General features: G+C 66.1%; 19 protein-coding genes. 6 read left to right on the forward strand and 13 right to left on the reverse strand.

Annotated elements, in window-relative coordinates; genetic code table 11:
• Positions 1 to 15: 15 nt before the first annotated feature.
• Positions 16 to 1107, reverse strand: a complete 1092-nt coding sequence (locus tag MKP15_RS13115) for a PA0069 family radical SAM protein (protein ID WP_240212996.1) — start codon at positions 1105 to 1107, stop codon at positions 16 to 18.
• Between the two features lie 112 nt (positions 1108 to 1219).
• Between MKP15_RS13115 and cls the strand changes: the two genes are divergently transcribed.
• From cls to MKP15_RS13130, 3 genes are all read left to right on the forward strand, one after another.
• Positions 1220 to 2680 (forward strand): cardiolipin synthase, encoded by a 1461-nt coding sequence (gene cls / locus MKP15_RS13120; protein WP_104937603.1) that lies wholly within the window; start codon positions 1220 to 1222, stop codon positions 2678 to 2680.
• 69 nt (positions 2681 to 2749) lie between these two features.
• Entirely contained in the window at positions 2750 to 3028 is a 279-nt protein-coding gene (locus MKP15_RS13125; protein WP_233996262.1) for a hypothetical protein, read from the forward strand.
• On the forward strand, positions 3025 to 3780 hold the full coding sequence (locus tag MKP15_RS13130) for a pyridoxine 5'-phosphate synthase (protein ID WP_240212997.1): 756 nt from the start codon (positions 3025 to 3027) through the stop codon (positions 3778 to 3780). Before MKP15_RS13125 ends, MKP15_RS13130 begins: the two co-directional genes overlap by 4 nt.
• 302 nt (positions 3781 to 4082) lie before the next feature.
• Here MKP15_RS13130 and MKP15_RS13135 read toward each other — a convergent pair whose 3' ends face one another.
• From MKP15_RS13135 to dnaA, 12 genes are all read right to left on the reverse strand, one after another.
• Positions 4083 to 4409, reverse strand: coding sequence for a biopolymer transporter ExbD (locus tag MKP15_RS13135; RefSeq protein WP_240213107.1), 327 nt, complete (start codon positions 4407 to 4409; stop codon positions 4083 to 4085).
• Between the two features lie 250 nt (positions 4410 to 4659).
• Complete coding sequence (locus tag MKP15_RS13140; RefSeq protein ID WP_055768671.1) at positions 4660 to 5070, reverse strand: biopolymer transporter ExbD; 411 nt, start codon at positions 5068 to 5070, stop codon at positions 4660 to 4662.
• A gap of 3 nt (positions 5071 to 5073) precedes the next feature.
• Positions 5074 to 5499, reverse strand: coding sequence for a biopolymer transporter ExbD (locus MKP15_RS13145; protein WP_104937600.1), 426 nt, complete (start codon positions 5497 to 5499; stop codon positions 5074 to 5076).
• Between the two features lie 45 nt (positions 5500 to 5544).
• The gene (gene exbB / locus MKP15_RS13150) at positions 5545 to 6288 is read right to left on the reverse strand and encodes a TonB-system energizer ExbB (protein ID WP_054661248.1); all 744 of its coding nucleotides are present in this window, start codon (positions 6286 to 6288) and stop codon (positions 5545 to 5547) included.
• An 85-nt stretch (positions 6289 to 6373) separates the two neighbouring features.
• On the reverse strand, positions 6374 to 6931 hold the full coding sequence (locus tag MKP15_RS13155) for an energy transducer TonB (RefSeq protein ID WP_233996400.1): 558 nt from the start codon (positions 6929 to 6931) through the stop codon (positions 6374 to 6376).
• 260 nt (positions 6932 to 7191) lie between these two features.
• Positions 7192 to 8385 (reverse strand): tetratricopeptide repeat protein, encoded by a 1194-nt coding sequence (locus tag MKP15_RS13160; RefSeq protein WP_240212998.1) that lies wholly within the window; start codon positions 8383 to 8385, stop codon positions 7192 to 7194.
• Positions 8386 to 8538: 153 nt separating this feature from the next.
• Positions 8539 to 9345, reverse strand: coding sequence for a M48 family metallopeptidase (locus MKP15_RS13165; RefSeq protein WP_104937597.1), 807 nt, complete (start codon positions 9343 to 9345; stop codon positions 8539 to 8541).
• Between the two features lie 72 nt (positions 9346 to 9417).
• Positions 9418 to 10260, reverse strand: a complete 843-nt coding sequence (locus MKP15_RS13170) for a CPBP family intramembrane glutamic endopeptidase (protein ID WP_104937596.1) — start codon at positions 10258 to 10260, stop codon at positions 9418 to 9420.
• Between the two features lie 73 nt (positions 10261 to 10333).
• Positions 10334 to 12793, reverse strand: a complete 2460-nt coding sequence (gene gyrB, locus MKP15_RS13175; RefSeq protein WP_240212999.1) for a DNA topoisomerase (ATP-hydrolyzing) subunit B — start codon at positions 12791 to 12793, stop codon at positions 10334 to 10336.
• Positions 12794 to 12902: 109 nt separating this feature from the next.
• A complete protein-coding gene (gene recF, locus MKP15_RS13180) occupies positions 12903 to 14003 on the reverse strand; it encodes a DNA replication/repair protein RecF (RefSeq protein WP_240213000.1) in 1101 nt (366 codons plus the stop codon).
• A 587-nt stretch (positions 14004 to 14590) separates the two neighbouring features.
• On the reverse strand, positions 14591 to 15691 hold the full coding sequence (gene dnaN / locus MKP15_RS13185; protein ID WP_104937593.1) for a DNA polymerase III subunit beta: 1101 nt from the start codon (positions 15689 to 15691) through the stop codon (positions 14591 to 14593).
• Positions 15692 to 16012: 321 nt separating this feature from the next.
• Complete coding sequence (dnaA, locus tag MKP15_RS13190; protein ID WP_240213001.1) at positions 16013 to 17341, reverse strand: chromosomal replication initiator protein DnaA; 1329 nt, start codon at positions 17339 to 17341, stop codon at positions 16013 to 16015.
• A gap of 253 nt (positions 17342 to 17594) precedes the next feature.
• On the opposite strand from dnaA, the gene rpmH reads away from it, so the two are divergent.
• Genes rpmH through yidC form a run of 3 tightly spaced genes read left to right on the forward strand, consistent with a single transcriptional unit; the run spans position 17595 to position 19947 of the window.
• Positions 17595 to 17735, forward strand: coding sequence for a 50S ribosomal protein L34 (gene rpmH, locus MKP15_RS13195; RefSeq protein WP_006404565.1), 141 nt, complete (start codon positions 17595 to 17597; stop codon positions 17733 to 17735).
• A gap of 38 nt (positions 17736 to 17773) precedes the next feature.
• Positions 17774 to 18235, forward strand: coding sequence for a ribonuclease P protein component (rnpA, locus tag MKP15_RS13200; RefSeq protein ID WP_054668516.1), 462 nt, complete (start codon positions 17774 to 17776; stop codon positions 18233 to 18235).
• Positions 18235 to 19947 carry a membrane protein insertase YidC gene (gene yidC, locus MKP15_RS13205; protein ID WP_240213002.1) on the forward strand — a complete coding sequence of 571 codons (1713 nt, stop codon included), beginning with the start codon at positions 18235 to 18237 and terminating at the stop codon, positions 19945 to 19947. Before rnpA ends, yidC begins: the two co-directional genes overlap by 1 nt.
• Positions 19948 to 19992 lie beyond the last annotated feature (45 nt).

Below are 19992 nucleotides of genomic sequence, written 5' to 3' on the forward strand. Positions count from 1 at the left end.
CGGCGCCAAGGCCGGTCAGAACAGCTCGCCCTGTGGCGAAGCCTTCCTCGGCGGCGTCGGCGCCACGAAACGGCTGCAGTCCAGCCATGGCCACTGCTCGCGCGAAGCATTGAAGCCCAGGCGCCTGCTGGCCAGCGCGAAGCGCCGCGACAGCAGCTGCGCATAGACGCCTTCGCCGCGCATGCGCTTGCCGAACTGGCTGTCGTAGTCCTTGCCGCCGCGCAACTGGTTGAGGGTGCTCATCACGTGTCCGGCGCGCTGCGGGTGGTGTGCCTGCAGCCAGTCGCGGAACAACGGCGCCACTTCATGCGGCAGCCGCAGCAGCACGTAGCCGGCACTGCGCGCGCCGGCATCGCGCGCCGCTTCCAGCACCGCCTCCAGCTCGGCGTCGTTGATCCACGGGATCACCGGCGCCACCATCACCCCGACCGGGATGCCCGCCTCGTGCAGCCGGCGCATCGCCCGCAGCCGCGCATGCGGTGCCGAGGCCCGCGGTTCCAGCTTCGCCGACAGGTGCGGGTCCAGCGACGTCACCGAAAAATGCACGCTGACCAGGCGCTGCGCCGCCAGCGGCGCCAGCAGGTCGATGTCGCGTTCCACCAGCGCGTTCTTGGTGATCAGCGAGAACGGGTGGCGGGTCTCGAGCATCACCTCGATCAGCTGCCGGGTGATGCCCAGCCGGCGCTCGATCGGCTGGTAGGCGTCGGTGTTGATGCCCAGCGCGATCGGCTTGACCACGTAGCCGGGTTTGCCCAGCTCCCTGCGCAACAGCTCGGCGGCATTGGTCTTGGCGAAGATCCTGGTCTCGAAATCCAGCCCCGGCGACAGGTTCAGGTAGGCGTGGGTGGGCCGCGCGAAGCAGTACGAGCAGCCATGCTCGCAGCCGCGGTAGGGGTTCACCGACTGCTCGAAACCCACGTCCGGCGAGCTGTTGCGGCTGATGATGCTGCGCGCGGTTTCCGCGCGCACCTCGGTACGCAGCCGCGGCGCGGCGAACTCGTCGGTGGCGTCGGCCAGCCAGCCGTCGTCCACGGCATCGGTGGTGGTGGTTTCGAAACGGCCGGGCAGGTGGCAGGTGGCACCGCGGCCCTTGATCGGAGTCGGCATCCGCTTACGCTAGCGCGGCTGCGTCGCAGATGCAGCGACGTGGCGTTCATGCGGGAGGGCGTGGCGCTGCAACCATCGCGCGCCCTGCACCGCCCATGGCTAGAATCGGCGCATGCGCGAAGCCTTGCACAGCCTCTGGACCAGCGTGTCCGCCATTCCGCACGCGGCCCAGATCCTGGCGGCGGCCTACGTCGTCTACCTGGTACTGCTGGCCGGTTACATCGTGCTGCAGAAGCGCGAGCCGGTGGCCACGCTCAGCTGGATCCTGTCACTGGCGGCGCTGCCCTACATCGGCCTGTTCGTGTTCTACCTGATAGGCCCGCAGAAGATCGTGCGCCAGCGGTTGCGGCGCGGGCGCTCGCGCGAGGGCATGGAGGCGTACAACACGGTCTGCCCGGCCGACGTGCATTGCACCGAGCTGGCGCGCATCGGCCAGGCCACCACCGGGCTGCCGCCGAGCACCGCCACCGCCGTGGACTGGCTGGTGGACGGCGCCGCGACATACGCCGCGATCCTGGCGGCGGTCGCCGTGGCGCGGCGCCACGTGAACCTGGAGTACTACATTTTCGAGCCCGACCACGCCGGAACCGCGCTGCGCGACGCGCTGGTGGAGCGCGCCCGGGCCGGGGTGAAGGTACGCCTGCTGCTGGACGCGGTGGGGTCGTCGCGGGTCAGGCGCAGCTTCCTGCGCCCGCTTCTGGATGCTGGCGCCGAAGTGGAGTGGTTCCACCCCCGGCAGCTGCTCAAGCCGTTCAAGCGGCCGTGGCTGAACCTGCGTACCCACCGCAAGCTGGTGGTGATCGACGGCACGGTCGCCTTCACCGGCGGCATCAACATCACCGACGACGAGGATGACAGCCGCAACCCGGACGCGTACCGCGACCTGCACACCCGCCTGACCGGGCACGTGGTGCGCAGCCTGCAGCTGGTGTTCCTGGAGGACTGGATCTACGCGAGCGGGCAGGGCATGGCGCACTTCGACCGCGAGGACCTGTTCCCGTCGGCCGGCCCGGCGCGCGAGGACGGTGCGGTGCAGGCACAGGTGCTGGTCTCCGGCCCGGATTCTTCCTGGGAGGCGATCCACCGCATGCACGTGGCAGCGATCCACGAGGCGTCGCGCCGGGTATGGCTGGTCACGCCCTACTTCGTCCCCGGCGAGGCGGCGCGGATGGCGCTGACCTCGGCCGCGCTCGGCGGCCTGGACACACGCCTGCTGGTGCCGCGGCGCAGCGATTCGCTGTTCGTCACCCTGGCCGGCCGCTCGTACTACGACGAGCTGCTGCAGGCCGGGGTCAGGATCTATGAGTACGGCCCGCGCATGCTGCACACCAAGGCGTTCATCGCCGACGACGACACCTGCATCGTCGGCAGCGCCAATTTCGACCACCGCAGCTTCCGCCTGAACTTCGAACTGTCCATGCTTTACCACGACCGCGGCCTGACCGCGGAGCTGGAAGCCATCCTCGCGCAGGAGTTCGAGCACGCCACGCCGGTGCTGCCCGACCGCCATCGCCCGCTGTGGCGGCAGCGGCTGCCCGAGGCGTTCGCCCGGCTCGCCTCGCCGCTGCTGTAGGGCGGTGTGCACGCGTGGAACCCGCACCGGGCGGGCCGCTACACTGTGCGCCTCCACCGGGAGATCGTCATGTACTGGCTGTTCCTGCTGCTCGCGCTGGGCGCCTTCACCGTTTCCCTCACGACCACGCATGCCGGGCTGCTGCTGCTGTCGCTGCTGGCCGCGCTGGCCCTGTTCCTGTTGTGGATAAGGGGCTTGTACGTGGCCCGTTTCGCCGGCAGCAGCCGGCAGGCGCCGCGCGCCCTGCACCCGGCCGAGCTGCAGGCCCTGCGCAACCAGCTGCGCCCCCCGGTACCGCCGGCGACGCCGCCTTCCCCTCCTGCTCCCGAAGAACACCCGCCGTCATGACCCGCCTGAGCGTCAACGTCAACAAGATCGCCGTGCTGCGCAATTCGCGCGGTGGCAACGACCCGGACGTGCTGCGCGCGGCGACCGCTTGCCTGGACGCCGGCGCGCACGGCATCACCGTGCACCCGCGCCCGGACCAGCGGCATATCCGCGCCGATGACGTGCACGTGCTTTCAACGCTCACCCGCGCGCGCGGCGTCGAGTTCAACATCGAGGGCAATCCCTTCGCGCCACCACGCCCGGGCTATCCAGGGCTGCTGCCGTTGTGCGAGCAGACCCGCCCGGCGCAGGCCACCCTGGTCCCGGACAGCGATGGCCAGCTGACATCGGACCATGGCTTCGATTTCGCCCGCGACGGCGAACGCCTGCGCCCGCTGATCGCCGCCCTGAAGGGCTACGGTTGCCGGGTCAGCCTGTTCGTCGACGCCGGCAACCCCGATATCGCCGCCGCCGCCGCACTCGGCGCGGACCGCATCGAGCTCTATACCGGTCCTTATGCCGAGGCCTTCGCCGCTGGCGCCCCGGACGCCGCATTGGCACTGTTCGCCGATGCCGCGCGCCGTGCCCAGGCTGCCGGGCTGGGGGTCAACGCGGGCCATGACCTGTCGCAATCCAACCTGGGCCGCTTCCTCGCGCACGTACCGCAGGTGCTGGAAGTTTCCATCGGCCACGCGCTGATCGGCGAAGCCCTGTACGACGGGCTGGATGCGACGGTGAAAGGCTACCTGCGCGTCATCGCGCAGCGTCCCTGATCGCGCCGCCCAGCGCTATCGGTGGGTAGCGGGGTAGAGCGCAGCGGCTTCGGGCGAACGGCCCTACGCCATAGGGGATAGATGCAGCCGGACGATGACCGGAAAGAAGGGTAAGAGCTATCGCAGCCCGTCTCGGAACCCTGCATTCCGGGTCTCTTCCTGTCACCCGGCACGGCCCCCTCGCGCATGGGCCGGTGTCCCGCTTCGCTCCGCCGCACATCGCCGCCGACAGGGCACGCCAAGTGCGGCGGAAGAAAAGAGAGCGGGGCGCTTTTAAAACCGCGTCATGATTCGGTATTGCGCTACCGCACGAAACCTATCTTCTTGATCTGAGCGTTCTTGGCCTGGGCCAGGATCTTGGCCATGACCTCGTAATCAGAGTCCGGATCGGCATCGATGCGAAGTTCCAGCATATGGGTCGGATCCTTCCGGACCTCGTCCTCCATCCTTTGCTGGAGCTCATTGACGTCAACCGGACTTTCCTTCCAGTAGATCTGGTTCCGGGCATCCACGCGCAGGTCGATTGGCCGCAGCTCGCTCTGCTGCTGTGACGGATTGATCACCCGTTGCGGCAGATCCACCGAGATTGGATAGGTCATGATCGGTGCGGTCACCATCAAGGCACCCATTGCCAGGCCAATCACAGCCACGGCCAGCGCCACCACAACCCATATCAGCTTCTTCCCCTTCAGCATCCCAGGTTCCCTTTGGGCTTCCGTGTCTGCGGACCTTATCAGCTCCTGACCCAAAGCTCCGGGGTCGATCACGGCCGCCAGCGGCCTGGGGCATCACCCGTAGGCAAGGGAACAAACTTCCAGGCAAAAAAACGCCCCCGGCTAGCGGGGGCGTTTTCCAGTCGCGTCATGACTTGGTATTGCGTTACTGCACGAAACCGATCTTCTTCATCTGAGCGTTCTTGGCCTGGGCCAGGATCTTGGCCATGACCTCGTACTCGGAATCCGGATTGGCATCAATGCGAAGTTCCGGCTGGTTGGTCGGATCCTTCTGTACTTCTTCTTCCATCTTCTGCTGCAGCTCGTTCACGTTCACCGGGCTGTTGTTCCAGTAAACCTGATTGCTCGCATCCACGCGCAGATCGATCGGCGGCGGCGGCTCGCGCAGCTGCGGCGGCGGGTTGATGACCCGCTGCGGCAGGTCCACGGCGATCGGGTACGTCATGATCGGCGCGGTCACGATGAAGATGATCAGCAGCACCAGCATCACGTCCACGAGGGGCGTGACGTTGATGTCGGCCATGGGGCCCCTGTTTCCACCACTACTGAAAGCCATCGCTTATTGCCCCTTTTCTTTGGTGGCAACGAAACCGACGTCCAGCATGCCCTGGCTCTGCGCGATCTTGGTCACTTCATTGATCACGCTCATCTTGGTGGTCTTGTCACCACGCAGGTTGAGCGGCGGCTGCGGCGTCTGCTGGGCAGCAGTGGCGAAACGCGATTCCAGGGTCTCCTTCGACACCGGCTCATCGTTCCAGTAGAGCGAACCGTCTTCCTTGACCGCCACCGTGATCGGACCCGAACGCTTCTCAGCGTCGTCCGGATTGATGTTCAGGTTGGCCTCGGGCAGCTCGACCTTGACCTTGTGGGACATCAGGGGAGCCGTGATGATGAAGATGATCAGCAGCACCAGCATCACGTCCACGAGGGGCGTGACGTTGATGTCGGCCATGGGGCCGCCGCTGTTACCACTACTGAAAGCCATAACGGGCTCCGTCTATATCGTTGCGAGGACTGCTCTGCTGCCGGCTCAGCGAACGCGCGAGCCGGTGGCGAAGAAGTCGTGCAGATCGTGCGCGAAGGTGTCGAACTTGCTGACGGTGGCGCTGTTGATCTTGCTGAAGAAGTTGAAGGCGAACACGGCCGGGATCGCGACGAACAGACCGATCGCGGTCATGATCAGCGCTTCACCCACCGGGCCGGCAACGGCGTCGATCGAGGCCGAACCGGTGGCACCGATCTTGATCAGCGCGCCGTAGATGCCCCACACGGTACCCAGCAGGCCCACGAACGGAGCGGTCGCGCCGACGGTGGCCAGCAGGATCATGCCGCCCTGCAGCTTGTTGGATTCGCGGGTGACGGCCTGGCGCAGGGCGCGGTCGACGAACTCCGAACGGCTCAGGGTCTCGGCGGCGCCGGCCTGCTGGTGGTGCGCAGCGGCCTGGGCGGCGTCCAGCGCGATCTTCGAGAACGGCTCCGAAGCCGGCTGCTCTTCCATGGCGCGGATCGCGTCCTGGGCATTGGCGGCGTCCCAGAACATGCCCGGCACGCGGTCGGAAGCCGACTTCAGGCGGGTGGAACGGAAGATGTTGATGACGGTCCAGTACCACGACATCGCCGACATCGCGACCAGGGTCAGCAGCACGACCCAGGAAACCGCGAAGTCACCCGGCTTGGAGGTCATTTCGTGAATCAGATGCTCGAAGCCCATCTGCGAGAGCGCGTTGTTTGCGTTGCCCCCGGCAGCAGCGGCGATGAAGATTTCCTGCAGCATGACGCTTACCTTTGTTGTGTGTGGTGTTAAAGGGTGTAGCTAAAGTCGAACGGTTCCCTGCGGGCGGCCGCTGGCCGCCGGGGGATCAGCTCAGCGCAAAGTTGACCGGGACGCGGACGCGACCAGCCGCCTTTTGTCCATTGATGACGGAAGGATTGAACTTCCACTTGCGTGCCGCATCCATGGCGGCGCGGTCGAGATCACGGTTACGGCTGGACTTCTCGACGGACACATTGGTGACGTTGCCGCTGGCGTCGACATCAATGATGAGGATGACCTCGCCCTGGATACCGGCGCGGAAGGCGGCCGGCGGGTAACGCGGCGGGTTCATGTTCTTGGACGAGATGTCCACGCTGGCCTGGATGTCGGTGACCTGCGCCGGCGGCGACGGCGGCGACGGCGGCGTCACCACGTCGTTCGGGCGCGGTTCCGGCACGTCCACCACCGGCGCTTCCGGCGGCGGCGGCAGCGGCGAGGGCTTCGGCGGCGCCAGGTTCTTGACCGGCGGCGGCGGCGTGTCCTGCGGCGGCGGCGGCGGCGGCGGCGGCGGTGGCGGCGGCGGGGCGTCGACCAGCGTCACCATGACGTTGCGTTCCTTTTCCTTGGCGGCCTTCGGGGCCACGGCGGGAATCAGGAGCATCATCAGGGCTGCCAGATGGAGTGCGATTACAAAGGCGATACCGGCGATGCGGGGCCAGCTCAGACCCGTCTCTTTCTCGCCGTCATACCTGTGGTGGAAAACCAGTTGTTCCGTCATGCGCCAAGAGCTCATTAGTGGGGCCGGGGCGGCGCTGTTCCGACGCCCCTGATTCAGCGGTGCATGACACCGCAGGAACCTCCAAGCTTATACCAATCCTGACCGGCTGCGCATCACAAATGCAGCTGTTCAGGCGTTATTCCTGCTTACTTCAGGTTGATGATCTTGTCTGCATCGGCCGGGTTCTTCACACCTTTAGCCTTTGCATCCCGGGCCGCCTGCTTGGCTTCGGGAATCCGCCCTTCAGAGTGCAGCACACGCGCCAGATTCAGGTAGGTCTCGCCATCCTTGGAAAGCGGGGCGGCCTTCTGCCACGCCTCGATGGCCTGCGGGATCTGGTCGGAGTAGTAGTACGACTGCGCCAGCGCCAGGTAGACCTGGTAGTCCGGCTTGAGGATGCCCTTGGACATGCCCTCGTTGATCACCGCAATGACGTCCTTTTCCTTGTTCTCGGTGTTGGCATAGATCGAGTACAGCTGCTTGTACTCGCGCTCTTCGGTGAGCTGTCCGGCCGCGCGCAGCTTGTCCATCACCGCGGCGGCCTTGTCCATCTGGTCGGCCTGCATGTACATGCTGGCCAGGTTCAGTTGCGCCTTCTTGTCGGCCGGGTTCCTGGCGGCCAGGGCCTCGGCTTCCTTGACCGCTTCGCCGGTCTGGCCGGCTTCGGCGTAGGCCGCCATCAGCAGCTGGTTCCAGCTGTCCTTCGGCTCGGGCGAGGCGGCGATGGCCGCCTTCAGCACCGGGATGGCCTCGGCGTACTTTTCGGTCTGGTACAGGGCTTGGCCCTTGATCACCAGCTCCTCGGGCTTGTGCGACTTGGACTCGGCGAAGTACTTGTCCAGGTTGGCCAGGCCTTCGGCGTACTGCTCGTCCTGCAGCTGCAGCTGGGCCAGCATCAGCATCGCCTGGAGGTGGCCGTTGTTGTCCAGCTGGTTCAGCGCGATGGCCTGCTGCAGGTACTGCTTGGCAGCGGCGGTGTCGTCCAGGTTGTAGGCCGCCTGCGAGGCGAGCTGGTTGGCGACCGCCTTGTCATAGTCATTGGCGCCCTCGGCGGCGATGATCTCATCGGCCAGGGTGCGGGTCTGCTCGTAGTCGTCCTTGTTGTAGGCGGCGAACAGCTTCTGCAGCTTGCCGCCCATCTTCGAGGACGACTTGCCATTGGGTTCCTGGCGGGTCGCTTCCGGATACAGCACCTCGGCCTTGGCCGAACCGCGGCTGCGGCGCTCGCTCCCGCGATCGGACGAACGCGCCTGGGCGGCGGCGTCGGCAACCACGACACCACCCAGTACGGTGGCGACGAGGACGGAAAGCAGGGCCTGCTTATGGCTGCGGGAGATCATGGGTCACCTCGATGGAACCGCGGGGGCGGGGCTGTAGACGGACTGTCTGTGCAGACAGAGCCGCCAAACGTAACAGAAAAATTTTGACGGAGAAATCACTTCCGATGCTGTATTGCACCAATGTCCAAGGCCCGGGATGGTGGTGTCCACGGGTCAACCGCAGCGCGGCGTCCTTCCGGACTGGCGCGCCTGGCGGTAGACGGGTTCCAGCACGGCCACATCGCGCTGCAGCTCGCGAATGCGGTTGGTCGGATCGGGGTGGGTGGAAAGCCACTGCGGGGGACGTCCGCCCCCGGCCGCCATCATGTTCTGCCACAGGTCCACGGCCTGGGCCGGGTCGAACCCGGCCTGCGCCATCAGCCGCTGGCCGACCACGTCGGCCTCGCTTTCCTGGGTGCGCGAGCCGGGCAGCAGGATCAGTCCCTGTGCGCCCAGGCCGCCGAACTGGTTGACCGCGCTGGCCGCGGTATCGCCATAGGCCGCGCCGGCCAGCGCGCCGATTATGCCCAGGCCCAGCTGCGTGCCCTGCTGACGGGTCAGACGCTCTTCGTGGTGCCGCGAGATCACATGGCCGATCTCATGCCCGATCACCGCCGCCAGCTGGTCCTGGTTCTTCGCCACCGTGAAGATGCCGCTGTTGACCCCGACCTTGCCGCCGGGCAGGGCGAACGCATTGGGTTCCTTCTCGACGAACAGCGCGGTCTCCCAACGTACGCCCCGGTACTGTTGGGGCAATTCGGCGACCAGCGCATTGACCACGCACTGTACGTACGCGTTCTGGCGGGCGTCCCGGCTCAGGGTCTGCTTGGCCTTGGTTTCGGCGAAGGCCTGCGCGCCGAGCTGGTCCAGCTGCTGCTGCGAGATCCCACCCACCACCTGGCGGCGGCCGGTGGGTGAGGTCGTGGTCGCGCAGGCGCCCAGCAGCAGGGCGATGGCGGCGCCGAACAGCAGGGGTTTCATGGCGTATTTCCCTTCATTCATGCCCGCAGTGTGCGAGCGCCCGGCTTAAATTTCCGTCAACCTGTTGCGCACTTACTGCAGCCCGAAAAACACCAGTGCGGTCAGTGCGATCGCGTTGTTGAGCGTATGCGCGGCAATCGCCGCCCACAAGGTGCCGGTGCGGCGATAGAGCCAGGCGAAGGCCACGCCCATGCCACCGTAGACCAGCCACAGCTGCAGGACTTCCGGCAGTCCGTTGGCGGTGGTCCCGGGGATCTCATGGATGAAGGCGAAGGCAGCACCGCTGAGCGCCATGCCCAGCCACGGCCGTCCCGCCGCCCACAGCCGTCCGAACAGCACCCGGCGGAACAGCAGTTCCTCGTAGGCCGGGGCCAGGAACACGGCGAACACCACCAGGAACACCGGGTAGTGCGCCAGGGCCTGTTCCATCAGCGGCAGATTGGTCGGCACCGGCTCGATGCCGAGCTGCTTGCCGAGCCAAGAGATCAGGCTGCTGCCGGCGAATACCCCGGCAGCCACCAGCAGGGTCCAGCCCCAGGTGGACGCACGGCGGACGGCGGCATGGGAAGCGGTACGCTCGGCTTGTGAGGCCGGCCGGCGCCAGAAGTACAGCACCAGGGCGGCAAGGCCGGTGGACACCAGTGCGATCAGCATCTGCGCCAGGGCACCGGGCTGGCCGAGTTGCGCGCCCAGTTGTGCCGCATCCGGCGCTCCGCCGCCTTCGCGCGCGACCGCCATGCCGACCTCGAACCCGCGCCACAGGCCCCACGCCAGGCCGCAGAGCAGGCTCAGCCCCAGCAGGATGCTGGCTGCCAGCAGGATGTCCAGGCCAAAGCCCAGCAGCGGCGAGCCCGGGCGCGATACCGGCGGCGTGGCGGGCGGGACGGACAACGGAACCGGTGGTGGGGCGGACATCGTGTTCCTGCGGCAGCGGGAGAGGCGGCGGGCGGGGGCCGGGTGCGGCACCCGCACGTGTTGCAGGATTGTGTCAGATATCCAGGTTGGTGACCTTCAGCGCATTGTCCTCGATGAAGTCGCGGCGCGGTTCGACCACGTCGCCCATCAGGGTGCTGAAGATCTGGTCGGCGGCCACCGCATCCTCGATCCGCACCTGCAGCAGGCGGCGGGTATCGGGGTTCACGGTGGTGTCCCACAGCTGTTCCGGGTTCATTTCGCCCAGGCCCTTGAAGCGCTGGATCTGGCGACCCTTCTTGGCTTCCTCCATCAGCCAGGCCTGGGCCTGGGCGAAGCCGGTGACCTCGGTCGAGCGGTTGCCACGGTTGATGGTCGCGCCTTCGCGGATCAGGCCATGCAGCAACTGCGAGGCCTGGTGCAGCGGGCGCAGGTCGCCGGATTCGAAGGCCGCCAGCGGCAGCACCTGGATGTGCTCCTCGCCCATGTGGCGGCGGGTGACCAGCACTGCGGCCGGGCGCTGTTCGGTCGGTTCCTGCAGGACCAGGCTGAAACGCGGGGTGCCAAGACTGCCCTGGTTCAGGCGCCTGGCCAGCGCGTCCAGGCCCTCGCCGGCCGGCGCGTTGCGCAGGTGCTCCAGGTCCATCGGAGTGAAATCGACCAGGGCTTCGAGCAGGCTGCGATCGTAGCGGTGGGCGTTGCGGTCGATGGCGTCCTGGGCGCTGGCGTAGGTCATCAGCAGCTTCTCCAGCGCCACGCCCTCGATCGGCGGTTCGCCGGCAGCCGGAACCAGCGAGGCGTTCTCCACCGCGCTGTTGGCCAGGTAGGCGTCCAGCGCCGGGTCGTCCTTCAGGTACAGCTCGGTCTTGCCCTGCTTGATCTTGTACAGCGGCGGCAGGCCGATGTAGACGTAGCCGCGCTCGATCAGCTCCGGCATCTGCCGGTAGAAGAACGTCAGCAGCAGGGTGCGGATGTGCGCGCCGTCGACGTCGGCGTCGGTCATGATGATGATCTTGTGGTAGCGCAGTTTGTCCGGGTTGTACTCATCGCGGCCGATGCCGGTACCCAGCGCGGTGATCAGCGTACCTACCTGGTCGGAGGACAGCATGCGGTCGAAACGCGCGCGTTCCACGTTGAGGATCTTGCCGCGCAGCGGCAGCACCGCCTGGTTCTTGCGGTTGCGGCCCTGCTTGGCCGAGCCACCCGCCGAGTCACCCTCGACGATGAACAGCTCGGACAACGCCGGATCCTTTTCCTGGCAGTCGGCCAGCTTGCCGGGCAGGCCGGCGATGTCCAGCGCGCCCTTGCGGCGGGTCAGGTCGCGGGCCTTGCGCGCGGCCTCGCGGGCGCGGGCGGCATCGACGATCTTGCCGGCGATGGCCTTGGCTTCGTTCGGGTTCTCCTGCAGGAACTCCTCCAGGCGCGCGCCGAAGGCGTTTTCCACGGCCGGGCGCACGTCGGAGCTGACCAGCTTTTCCTTGGTCTGGCTGGAGAAGCTCGGGTCCGGCACCTTCACCGACAGCACCGCGATCATGCCTTCGCGCATGTCATCGCCGGTCAGGCTGATCTTGGCCTGCTTGGCGATGCCGTTCTGCTCGATGTAGTTGTTCAGCACGCGGGTCAGCGCGCCGCGGAAACCGGCCAGGTGGGTGCCGCCATCCTTCTGCGGGATGTTGTTGGTGAAGCAGTACATCGTTTCCTGGTAGGAATCGGTCCACTGCAGCGCCACTTCCACGGTGATGCCGTTGTGCTCGCCGCTGACCGCGATGACGTTCGGGTGCAGCGGGGTCTTCAGCTGCGCCAGATGCTCGACGAAGCTCTTGATGCCGCCTTCGTAGTGGAAATCGTCGCGACGGCCCTCGCCACGCTCGTCGGCCAAGGTGACCTTGACGCCGGAGTTGAGGAACGACAGCTCGCGCAGCCGGCGCGCCAGGATTTCGTAATGGAATTCGACGTTGCCATGGAACGCGACGGTCGAGGGCCAGAAGCGCACGGTGGTACCGCGCTTGCTGGTGGTGCCCAGCTGCTTCAGCGGGCCGACCGCGGCACCGTTGCTGAATTCCTGCTGGTAATGGAAGCCGCCCTGGAAGACGTCCAGCAGCAGCTTCTCCGACAGCGCGTTGACCACGCTGACGCCCACGCCGTGCAGGCCACCGGACACCTTGTAGCTGTTGTCGTCGAACTTGCCGCCGGCGTGCAGGACCGTCATCACTACCTCGGCGGCGGATACCTCGCGGCCGAGCTTGGCGCTCATCTGCTCATGCTTGCCCACCGGGATGCCGCGGCCGTTATCCGACACCGACACCGAGCCATCGGCATGGATCGTCACCAGCACGTTGTCGGCGTGTCCGGCCAGCGCTTCGTCGATGGAGTTGTCGACGACTTCGAACACCATGTGGTGCAGGCCGGTGCCATCGTGGACATCGCCGATGTACATGCCGGGACGCTTGCGGACAGCCTCCAGGCCTTCAAGGGCGGTGATGCTGTTGGCGTCGTAATTGCCGTTGCTGGCCGGAGTGTTCTGTTCTTCGCTCATCGCGCTTGCCGTTGGCTCCACAGGTCACGCGCCGGCCCGGAGGTCGGGGCGTGAGTAAAGAGGGGATCGTCGAAAGTATACCAGCCGGGCCCTTGCGCACCCGGAACCGTCATGGGCGGACCTGGATGGCGCCGTGTTCCACGTGGAACACGGCGGACGGGTGCAGGTGTTCGGACAGGGCGACAGGGGTCTCGGTGGCGGTAATGAAAACCTGGGCGGGGGTTGCGGCCAGCAGATGCAGCACGCGTTGCTGGTGGTGCCGGTCCAGTTCCGCCCCGAGGTCGTCCAGGGCGATCACCGGCCACTCGCCGCGCTGGGCCGCGTAATCGTCCGCCTGGGCCAGCAGGCAGGCCAGGGCGGTGAGCTTGGCCTGGCCGCGCGACAACGCATCGCGGCCAGGAATCTCCCCATAGCCGACCGACCAGTCGGCCCGGTGTGGCCCCACCGAGGTGTGGCCCATGGCGCGGTCGCGCTCGCGGGACAGCAACAGCGCGTCGGCCAGCGACATCTCGTGCCGGCGCCAGCCCGGTTGCAGTTCCAGGCGCTGCAACTGCAGCCCAGGCGCCAGATCCGCCGCAATGGCCACCGCGCGTTCCTGCAGCCGGTCGAGGTAATGCTGGCGCCGCGAGGTCAGCGGCGCCCCCGCCTCGGCCAGTTCGTGGTCCCAGGCATCAAGCTGGCGCGGGGCGGCGCCCGCCTTCAGCAGGGCATTACGCTGCTTGAGGGCCCGGGTGTAACGACGCCACAGCGAAAGAAAGTCAGGTTCCACGTGGAACAAACCCCAATCGATGAAACGTCGGCGCGGCTCGCTGCCGCCACTGGCCAGGGCGTGGCTGCCCGGCTCGAAAGTCACCACCGCGAGAGCCGCGCACAGCGTTCCGAGTTGCGCTACATCCTCCCCATCAAGACGGCCCTTCCACGCCTGGCCGGCATGACGCAGGCCAGCACGGCGCAGCCGTTCGCCACCGCCGGCTCCCACGCGCTCCTGCCACTCGACAAAGACTTCCAGCGCCTCGGCGCCCTTCTGTACCAGTCCGTCGCGGACCCGGCCACGGAAACTCCGCCCGTACGCCATCAGATGCAGGGCCTCCAGCAGGCTGGTCTTGCCCGCACCGTTGTCGCCGGTGATCAGGTTGAGGCCCGGGCGGGGAGCGAGCTCCACGGAATCGAACCGGCGGACCTGGTTCAGCGAGAGACGGACGATGTGCATTGATGCTCGGGAGTGGATGCAACACCCCGGCGGTTACCCCCGGGGAAAGATCCGCAGCTTAAAGCATCCATCCCCCGGACCGCGTGGTGAGGGGAGTGCCGCCGATCATCGCCTTCGGGCGCCGCCCAGCCCTGTGGGGGGCCAGTGGGTCCTCCCTGCGTACCCTGTGGATAAATCCGCCGATTTCATCCCCGGATCTGGCTACCCACAGCTATCCACAGGCAAATCCCCGCCTTTTCCGCAGGGGTTTCGCCCTACAAATATCCTTTTAAAACAAATAGATAACCTAGTTTTACATGAAATCCAGCACTACCATCACCACAAAGCTTTTGATTTATTTCCAGATTTAAAGCTCTGCAGGCCTCACGCAAACGTTCCCAAGGGGGATCTTTTCTGAGTGCCGACGCATCCCGGAACGGGAACCTTCAACAGGCACCTCGTCGGCCTGGACTGGCAAACGTTCCACAGCGGGCAGGGCAGATAGCAACCTCGTCGCTGCCGGGTTCCACGTGAAACCTTGCGTGAACTGCAAGGCGAAAAAAAAGCCCGGCATTGCCGGGCTTGTGTTCCACGTGGAACTGCACGCCTCAGAGACGCAACGGCATGACTACATGCCGGGATTTCTCACTGCTGGCTTCACGTACCAGGGCGGAGGAGTTGGAATCACGCAACTGGATGACGATGTGCTCATCGCGCAGTGCCGACAGCGCATCGAGCAGGTAGTTCACGTTGAAGCCAATGGCCAGGTCGCTGACCTGGGTATCTGCCTCGATCTCTTCCTGCGCTTCTTCCTGCTCGGGGTTGTGCGCGCTGATCTTCAGCTGGCCCGGCGTGACTTCAACGCGGACGCCGCGGTACTTCTCGTTGGAAAGGATGGCCGCACGCTGCAGCGACGCACGCAGGGTTTCGCGGTCCACCTTCACTTCGCGGTCGGCGCCGATCGGGATCACCGCTTCGTAATCCGGGAAACGGCCATCGATCAGCTTCGAGGTGAAGGTGACATCGTCGCGCTTGACCCGCACGTGGCTGCGGCCGACTTCCAGCTCCACTTCGCGGTCGCCGCCCTCGAGCAGGCGCTGCAACTCGGTCACGCCCTTGCGCGGCACGATGATCTGGCGCTTGGAGCCGGTGCTGTTCTCCAGCGCCGTTTCGCACAGCGCCAGGCGGTGGCCGTCGGTGGCCACGCAGCGCAGCAGCTGGTCGCGCAGGTCGAACAGCAGGCCATTGAGGTAATAGCGCACGTCCTGCTGCGCCATCGCGAACGCGGTGCGCTCGATCAGTTCCTTCAGTGCCGATTCGGGCACCGCTACGCGCTCGGTCGCCTCGACCTCGTCCACGGACGGGAAATCGTTTGCCGGCAGCGTGGCCAGGGTGAAGCGGCTGCGCCCGGCCTGCACGGTGATCTTCTCGCCGGTCTGCGACACGGTCACGCGGCTGCCGTCGGGCAGGGCGCGGACGATCTCGAACAGCTTGCGTGCCGGAATCGTGGTTTCGCCGTCCTGCGCATCCTCGACCGCGATGCGAGAGACCATTTCCACTTCCAGGTCGGTACCGGTCAACGACAGCTGGCCGCCCTGTACCTGGACCAGGAAATTGGCCAGAACCGGAAGGGTCTGACGGCGTTCAACCACGTTGACGACCTGGGCCAACGGCTTGAGGAAGGCTTCGCGCTGCAGTGTGAAACGCATGTGGTTTCGTGCCCCTATGCTTTTAAAGATGTGGGTTAAATCAAAAGCTTGGTGGTGCTGGTAGAGCCAGATTTGGTTTAAAACACACCCAAGTATTTGTTTTTAAAAGATTTCATTGCATCGAAACCCTCTGTATTACTGGCCCGGAACGGGTGGGGAAAGCTGTGGATAACTTGGCGCCGATCTGGCAGCACATTTTTATCCACAGATTCCCCAGCGTCTGCCCCCGAATGATGCACCGTTTTGTGCGATGACGCCTGTCTCGCGCCGATGCATCATTCGCTGGCCCTGTTGCCACGTCGTTGCCGGTGTCCCGATGCTTTACTCACTCAACTTGCGGATGAGCTTGTCCCAGTCTTCGCGCAGCTTGCCGTCGGTCTCCATCAGCGTGCGGATCTGGCGGCAGGCATGCAGCACCGTGGTGTGGTCGCGGCCGGCGAAGGCGTCGCCAATTTCCGGCAGGCTGTGTTCGGTCAGCTCCTTGGTCAGCGCCATCGCTACCTGCCGCGGCCGCGCCAGCGAACGGGTGCGGCGCTTGGACAACAGGTCCTTGATCTGCAGGCCGTAATAGTCGGCCACGGTCTTCTGGATGTTGGGAATGCTGATCGCCTGCTGCTGCGCGCGCAGCAGGTCGCGCAGGGTTTCCTGGGCGAACTCGGTGGTGATCGCGCGTCCGGTGAAATTGGCGCGCGCGGTCAGCGTGTTGAGCGCGCCTTCCAGGTCGCGCACGTTGGAGCGCATCTTCTTGGCGATCAGGAACGCGACGTCATCGGGAATCTCGGCGCCGCGCTCGCGGGCCTTGGCCAGCACGATGGCCGCGCGGGTCTCGAAATCCGGCGGTTCGATCGCCACGGACAGGCCCCAGGCCAGGCGCGACTTCAGCCGCGCTTCCAGGCCCTCGACTTCGCGCGGATAGCGGTCGCAGGTCAGGATGATCTGCTGCTTGCCGTCGAACAGCGCGTTGAAGGTGTGGAAAAACTCCTCCTGGGTGCGGTCCTTGCCGGCGAAGAACTGGATGTCGTCGATCAGCAGCGCGTCCACCTGCTGGAACTGGCGCTTGAACTGGTCCATGGTCTTTTCCTGCAGCGCCCGGATCATGGCGCTGAAGAACTGCTCCGAACGCAGATACAGCACCCGCGCGGCCGGGTTGGCCTGGCGCATGGCGTTGCCGGCGGCCAGCATCAGGTGGGTCTTGCCCAGGCCGGTGCCGCCGTACAGCAGCAGCGGGTTGTGCGCACGGTCGCCGGGCTTCTGCGCCGCCTGGAAGGCGGCGGCCAGGCCCAACTGGTTGCTGCGGCCTTCGACGAAGTTGGCGAAGGTGTAATGCGCGTCCAGGTTGCCGTTGAACGGCACCGCCGGCGTGGCGGCCGCGGCAATGGCCGCAGGCGCGGGCGCCACCACCGGTTCGGCCGCGCGCGGGCGCGATCCGATCTCCAGCTGCACGTCGGTGACGTCGGCGAAATAGCGCAACAGCTCCTGGATGCGCGGCAGGTAGCGCTCGCGCACCTGGTCGACGATGAAGGCATTCGGGGCGTACAGCACCATGCTGTCGGCGCGGTGGTCGGCCTGCAACGGCTTCAACCAGGTGTGGACATCTTCGGGCGGGAACTCCGCTTCGAGACGTTCGATACAACGGGACCAGGCATCCATCAGGAATAATCGTAGAAGGCACGCGGGACGGGCGCAGCGAGCCGCCCGGCCACGTGCCGGAGTAGGGGAAAGTGGATGGCCCAGACTACCACCGCGCGGCGGGGGCGGGAATGCTTGTCCCTGACTTGTTCACAGGATCATCCACAGCCTGTGGATGAAACCCCTGCAGCGCAGGCCGGACAAGGCTTGACGCAGTGGGGGTGGGGTCTATAGAATTTCCGGTTCTTTCCGTCCCATTCATACAGGTGCCCCCATGGCCACCAAGCGCACGTTCCAACCCAGCAACCTCAAGCGCAAGCGCGATCACGGCTTCCGCGCGCGTATGAAGACCGCTGACGGCCGCAAGATCCTGTCGCGTCGCCGCGCCAAGGGCCGCAAAGTCCTCAGCGCTTGATTGCGTTGCCGCCCCGTGCGGCAGATGCAACTCCGATCGTGAGCAGCACCGACCCGCGCAAGCGATTTCCTCGCTCTGCGCGGGTTCGTACGCGTGCCGAATATACAACGGTCTTCAACGGCGCCCGCCGTGTATCCGACCCGCTGATGACACTGCACTGGCTGAAAGGGGATTCCCCCGCCCGGCTGGGCTTGGCCGTGTCACGCAAGGTCGATACGCACGCGGTGGGCCGCAACCGTATCAAGCGTGTGCTGCGTGATGCCACACGCCACCTCCGGGCAGGCATGGCCGGGGGTGACTACGTCGTGGTCGCCCGCTCGGCGGCCAGACTTGCCAGCAACCGGCAGATCCGCGAGGCGTTCGAACGCCTGCTGCGCCGTGCCGGCGCATTGCCCGCCGTGGTCGCTGACGGCACAATGCCGCCGCGCGAGGGCAACGAACCCTCTTCTTCCTTGAACGCGCCGGGCACCCTGCCTGGTCGAGCCGAGCCTGCCTGCTGATGAACCAGACCCGTGTATTCCTGATTTTCGCCTGGCTGATGGTGGCGGTGCTGCTGTGGATGGAGTGGGGCCGCGAGAAGAACGCGCCGGACCCGGCCACCGTCGCCGCGACCCAGCCCGCGGTACCGGCGGCAAACGATGCCGACCTGGCACCGCCGGCCGCCGGCAACGTGCCGCAGGCGGCCGTTCCCGGGCAGGCCGCGGCCACGCCGTCGCCAGCGCTGGAAGCGGTCACCACCGCACCCCGCGTGAACGTGACCACCGACGTGCTGAAGCTGGTGCTCGACGGCCGCAGCGTGCTCGACGCCGACCTGCTGCAGTTCCCGCAGACCAAGGCTGCCGGCAGCCCGCCGGTGCAGCTGCTGACCGAGGAAAAGGCGCATCCGTACAGCGCCACCAGCGGCTGGGTCGGCCAGGGCGGCTCGGCCGCGCCGGGCGCCAACGGCTTCCAGCCGGTGCAGGCGGCGAAGGACTACACCCTGGCCGATGGCCAGAGCGAGCTGCAGGTGCCGTTCGTCTGGAACGGCCCGAACGGCGTCAGCATCCATCGCACCTACACCTTCAAGCGCGGCGACTACGCCATCGGCGTCAAGGATGAAGTGGTCAACGCAGGCACCACGCCGTGGCAGGGCTATGTGTTCCGCAAGCTGGACCGGGTGCCGGCGGTGCTCAGCCGCAGCATGACCAACCCCGATTCCTTCAGCTTCAACGGCGCCACCTGGTACGACAACGACAAGAAGTACCAGCGCCGGCCCTTCGCCGACTACCTGGAGGACGGCAACCTCAACCAGACCATCACCGGTGGCTGGGTGGCGATGCTGCAGCACCACTTCTTCACCGCGTGGATCCCGCAGGCCGACCAGGCCTCGCTGTACCTGCTTTCGCAGAACGGCCCGCGCCATGTCATCGAGGCGCGCGGCCCCGGCTTCACCGTGGCTCCGGGCCAGAAGGTGAGCACCCAGGCACGCCTGTGGGTCGGCCCGAAGCTGGTCAACCAGATCGCCAAGGAAGACGTCCCCGGCCTGGAGCGCGTGGTCGACTACAGCCGCTTCTCGCTGATGGCGATCATCGGCCAGGGCCTGTTCTGGGTGATGAACCAGGTCCACAAGCTGGTCGGCAACTGGGGCTGGTCGATCATCGGCCTGGTGATCCTGCTCAAGCTGGCGTTGTTCCCGCTGGCCAATGCGCAGTACAAGTCGCAGGCCAAGATGCGCAAGTTCCAGCCGCGCATCGCCCAGCTCAAGGAACGCTATGGCGACGACCGCCAGAAGTTCCAGACCGCGATGATGGAGCTGTACAAGAAGGAAAAGATCAACCCGATGGGCGGCTGCCTGCCGCTGCTGATCCAGATGCCGATCTTCTTCGCCCTGTACTGGGTGCTGGTGGAATCGGTGGAACTGCGCCAGGCACCGTGGTTCGCGTGGATCCAGGACCTGACCGCGCGTGACCCCTACTTCATCCTGCCGGTGATCAACGTGGCGGTGATGTGGTTCACGCAGAAGCTGACCCCGGCACCGGGCATGGACCCGATGCAGCAGAAGATGATGCAGTTCATGCCGCTGGTGTTCGGCGTCATGATGGCCTTCATGCCGTCCGGCCTGGTGCTGTACTGGGTGGTCAACGGCGGGCTGAGCCTGGCCCAGCAGTGGTGGATGACCAAGAAGCACGGCGAGGACGCACCGACGCCGCCGGCCAAGGCCGAAGCCAAGTAAACGCGAAAGCCCGCCGCAAGGCGGGCTTTTCGCATGCGCGGCGCG

Source organism: Stenotrophomonas sp. Y6 (assembly GCF_022436665.1).
GTDB classification, from domain to species: domain Bacteria; phylum Pseudomonadota; class Gammaproteobacteria; order Xanthomonadales; family Xanthomonadaceae; genus Stenotrophomonas; species Stenotrophomonas acidaminiphila_A.

What these genes read in the sequence shown, in the direction of transcription:
- MKP15_RS13115 (WP_240212996.1), bottom strand. Translation starts at nt 1,107, where the DNA reads ATGCCGACTCCGATCAAGGGCCGCGGTGCCACCTGCCACCTGCCCGGC.
- cls (WP_104937603.1), top strand. Translation starts at nt 1,220, where the DNA reads ATGCGCGAAGCCTTGCACAGCCTCTGGACCAGCGTGTCCGCCATTCCG.
- MKP15_RS13125 (WP_233996262.1), top strand. Translation starts at nt 2,750, where the DNA reads ATGTACTGGCTGTTCCTGCTGCTCGCGCTGGGCGCCTTCACCGTTTCC.
- MKP15_RS13130 (WP_240212997.1), top strand. Translation starts at nt 3,025, where the DNA reads ATGACCCGCCTGAGCGTCAACGTCAACAAGATCGCCGTGCTGCGCAAT.
- MKP15_RS13135 (WP_240213107.1), bottom strand. Translation starts at nt 4,409, where the DNA reads ATGGGTGCCTTGATGGTGACCGCACCGATCATGACCTATCCAATCTCG.
- MKP15_RS13140 (WP_055768671.1), bottom strand. Translation starts at nt 5,070, where the DNA reads ATGGCTTTCAGTAGTGGTGGAAACAGGGGCCCCATGGCCGACATCAAC.
- MKP15_RS13145 (WP_104937600.1), bottom strand. Translation starts at nt 5,499, where the DNA reads ATGGCTTTCAGTAGTGGTAACAGCGGCGGCCCCATGGCCGACATCAAC.
- exbB (WP_054661248.1), bottom strand. Translation starts at nt 6,288, where the DNA reads ATGCTGCAGGAAATCTTCATCGCCGCTGCTGCCGGGGGCAACGCAAAC.
- MKP15_RS13155 (WP_233996400.1), bottom strand. Translation starts at nt 6,931, where the DNA reads ATGATGCTCCTGATTCCCGCCGTGGCCCCGAAGGCCGCCAAGGAAAAG.
- MKP15_RS13160 (WP_240212998.1), bottom strand. Translation starts at nt 8,385, where the DNA reads ATGATCTCCCGCAGCCATAAGCAGGCCCTGCTTTCCGTCCTCGTCGCC.
- MKP15_RS13165 (WP_104937597.1), bottom strand. Translation starts at nt 9,345, where the DNA reads ATGAAACCCCTGCTGTTCGGCGCCGCCATCGCCCTGCTGCTGGGCGCC.
- MKP15_RS13170 (WP_104937596.1), bottom strand. Translation starts at nt 10,260, where the DNA reads ATGTCCGCCCCACCACCGGTTCCGTTGTCCGTCCCGCCCGCCACGCCG.
- gyrB (WP_240212999.1), bottom strand. Translation starts at nt 12,793, where the DNA reads ATGAGCGAAGAACAGAACACTCCGGCCAGCAACGGCAATTACGACGCC.
- recF (WP_240213000.1), bottom strand. Translation starts at nt 14,003, where the DNA reads ATGCACATCGTCCGTCTCTCGCTGAACCAGGTCCGCCGGTTCGATTCC.
- dnaN (WP_104937593.1), bottom strand. Translation starts at nt 15,691, where the DNA reads ATGCGTTTCACACTGCAGCGCGAAGCCTTCCTCAAGCCGTTGGCCCAG.
- dnaA (WP_240213001.1), bottom strand. Translation starts at nt 17,341, where the DNA reads ATGGATGCCTGGTCCCGTTGTATCGAACGTCTCGAAGCGGAGTTCCCG.
- rpmH (WP_006404565.1), top strand. Translation starts at nt 17,595, where the DNA reads ATGGCCACCAAGCGCACGTTCCAACCCAGCAACCTCAAGCGCAAGCGC.
- yidC (WP_240213002.1), top strand. Translation starts at nt 18,235, where the DNA reads ATGAACCAGACCCGTGTATTCCTGATTTTCGCCTGGCTGATGGTGGCG.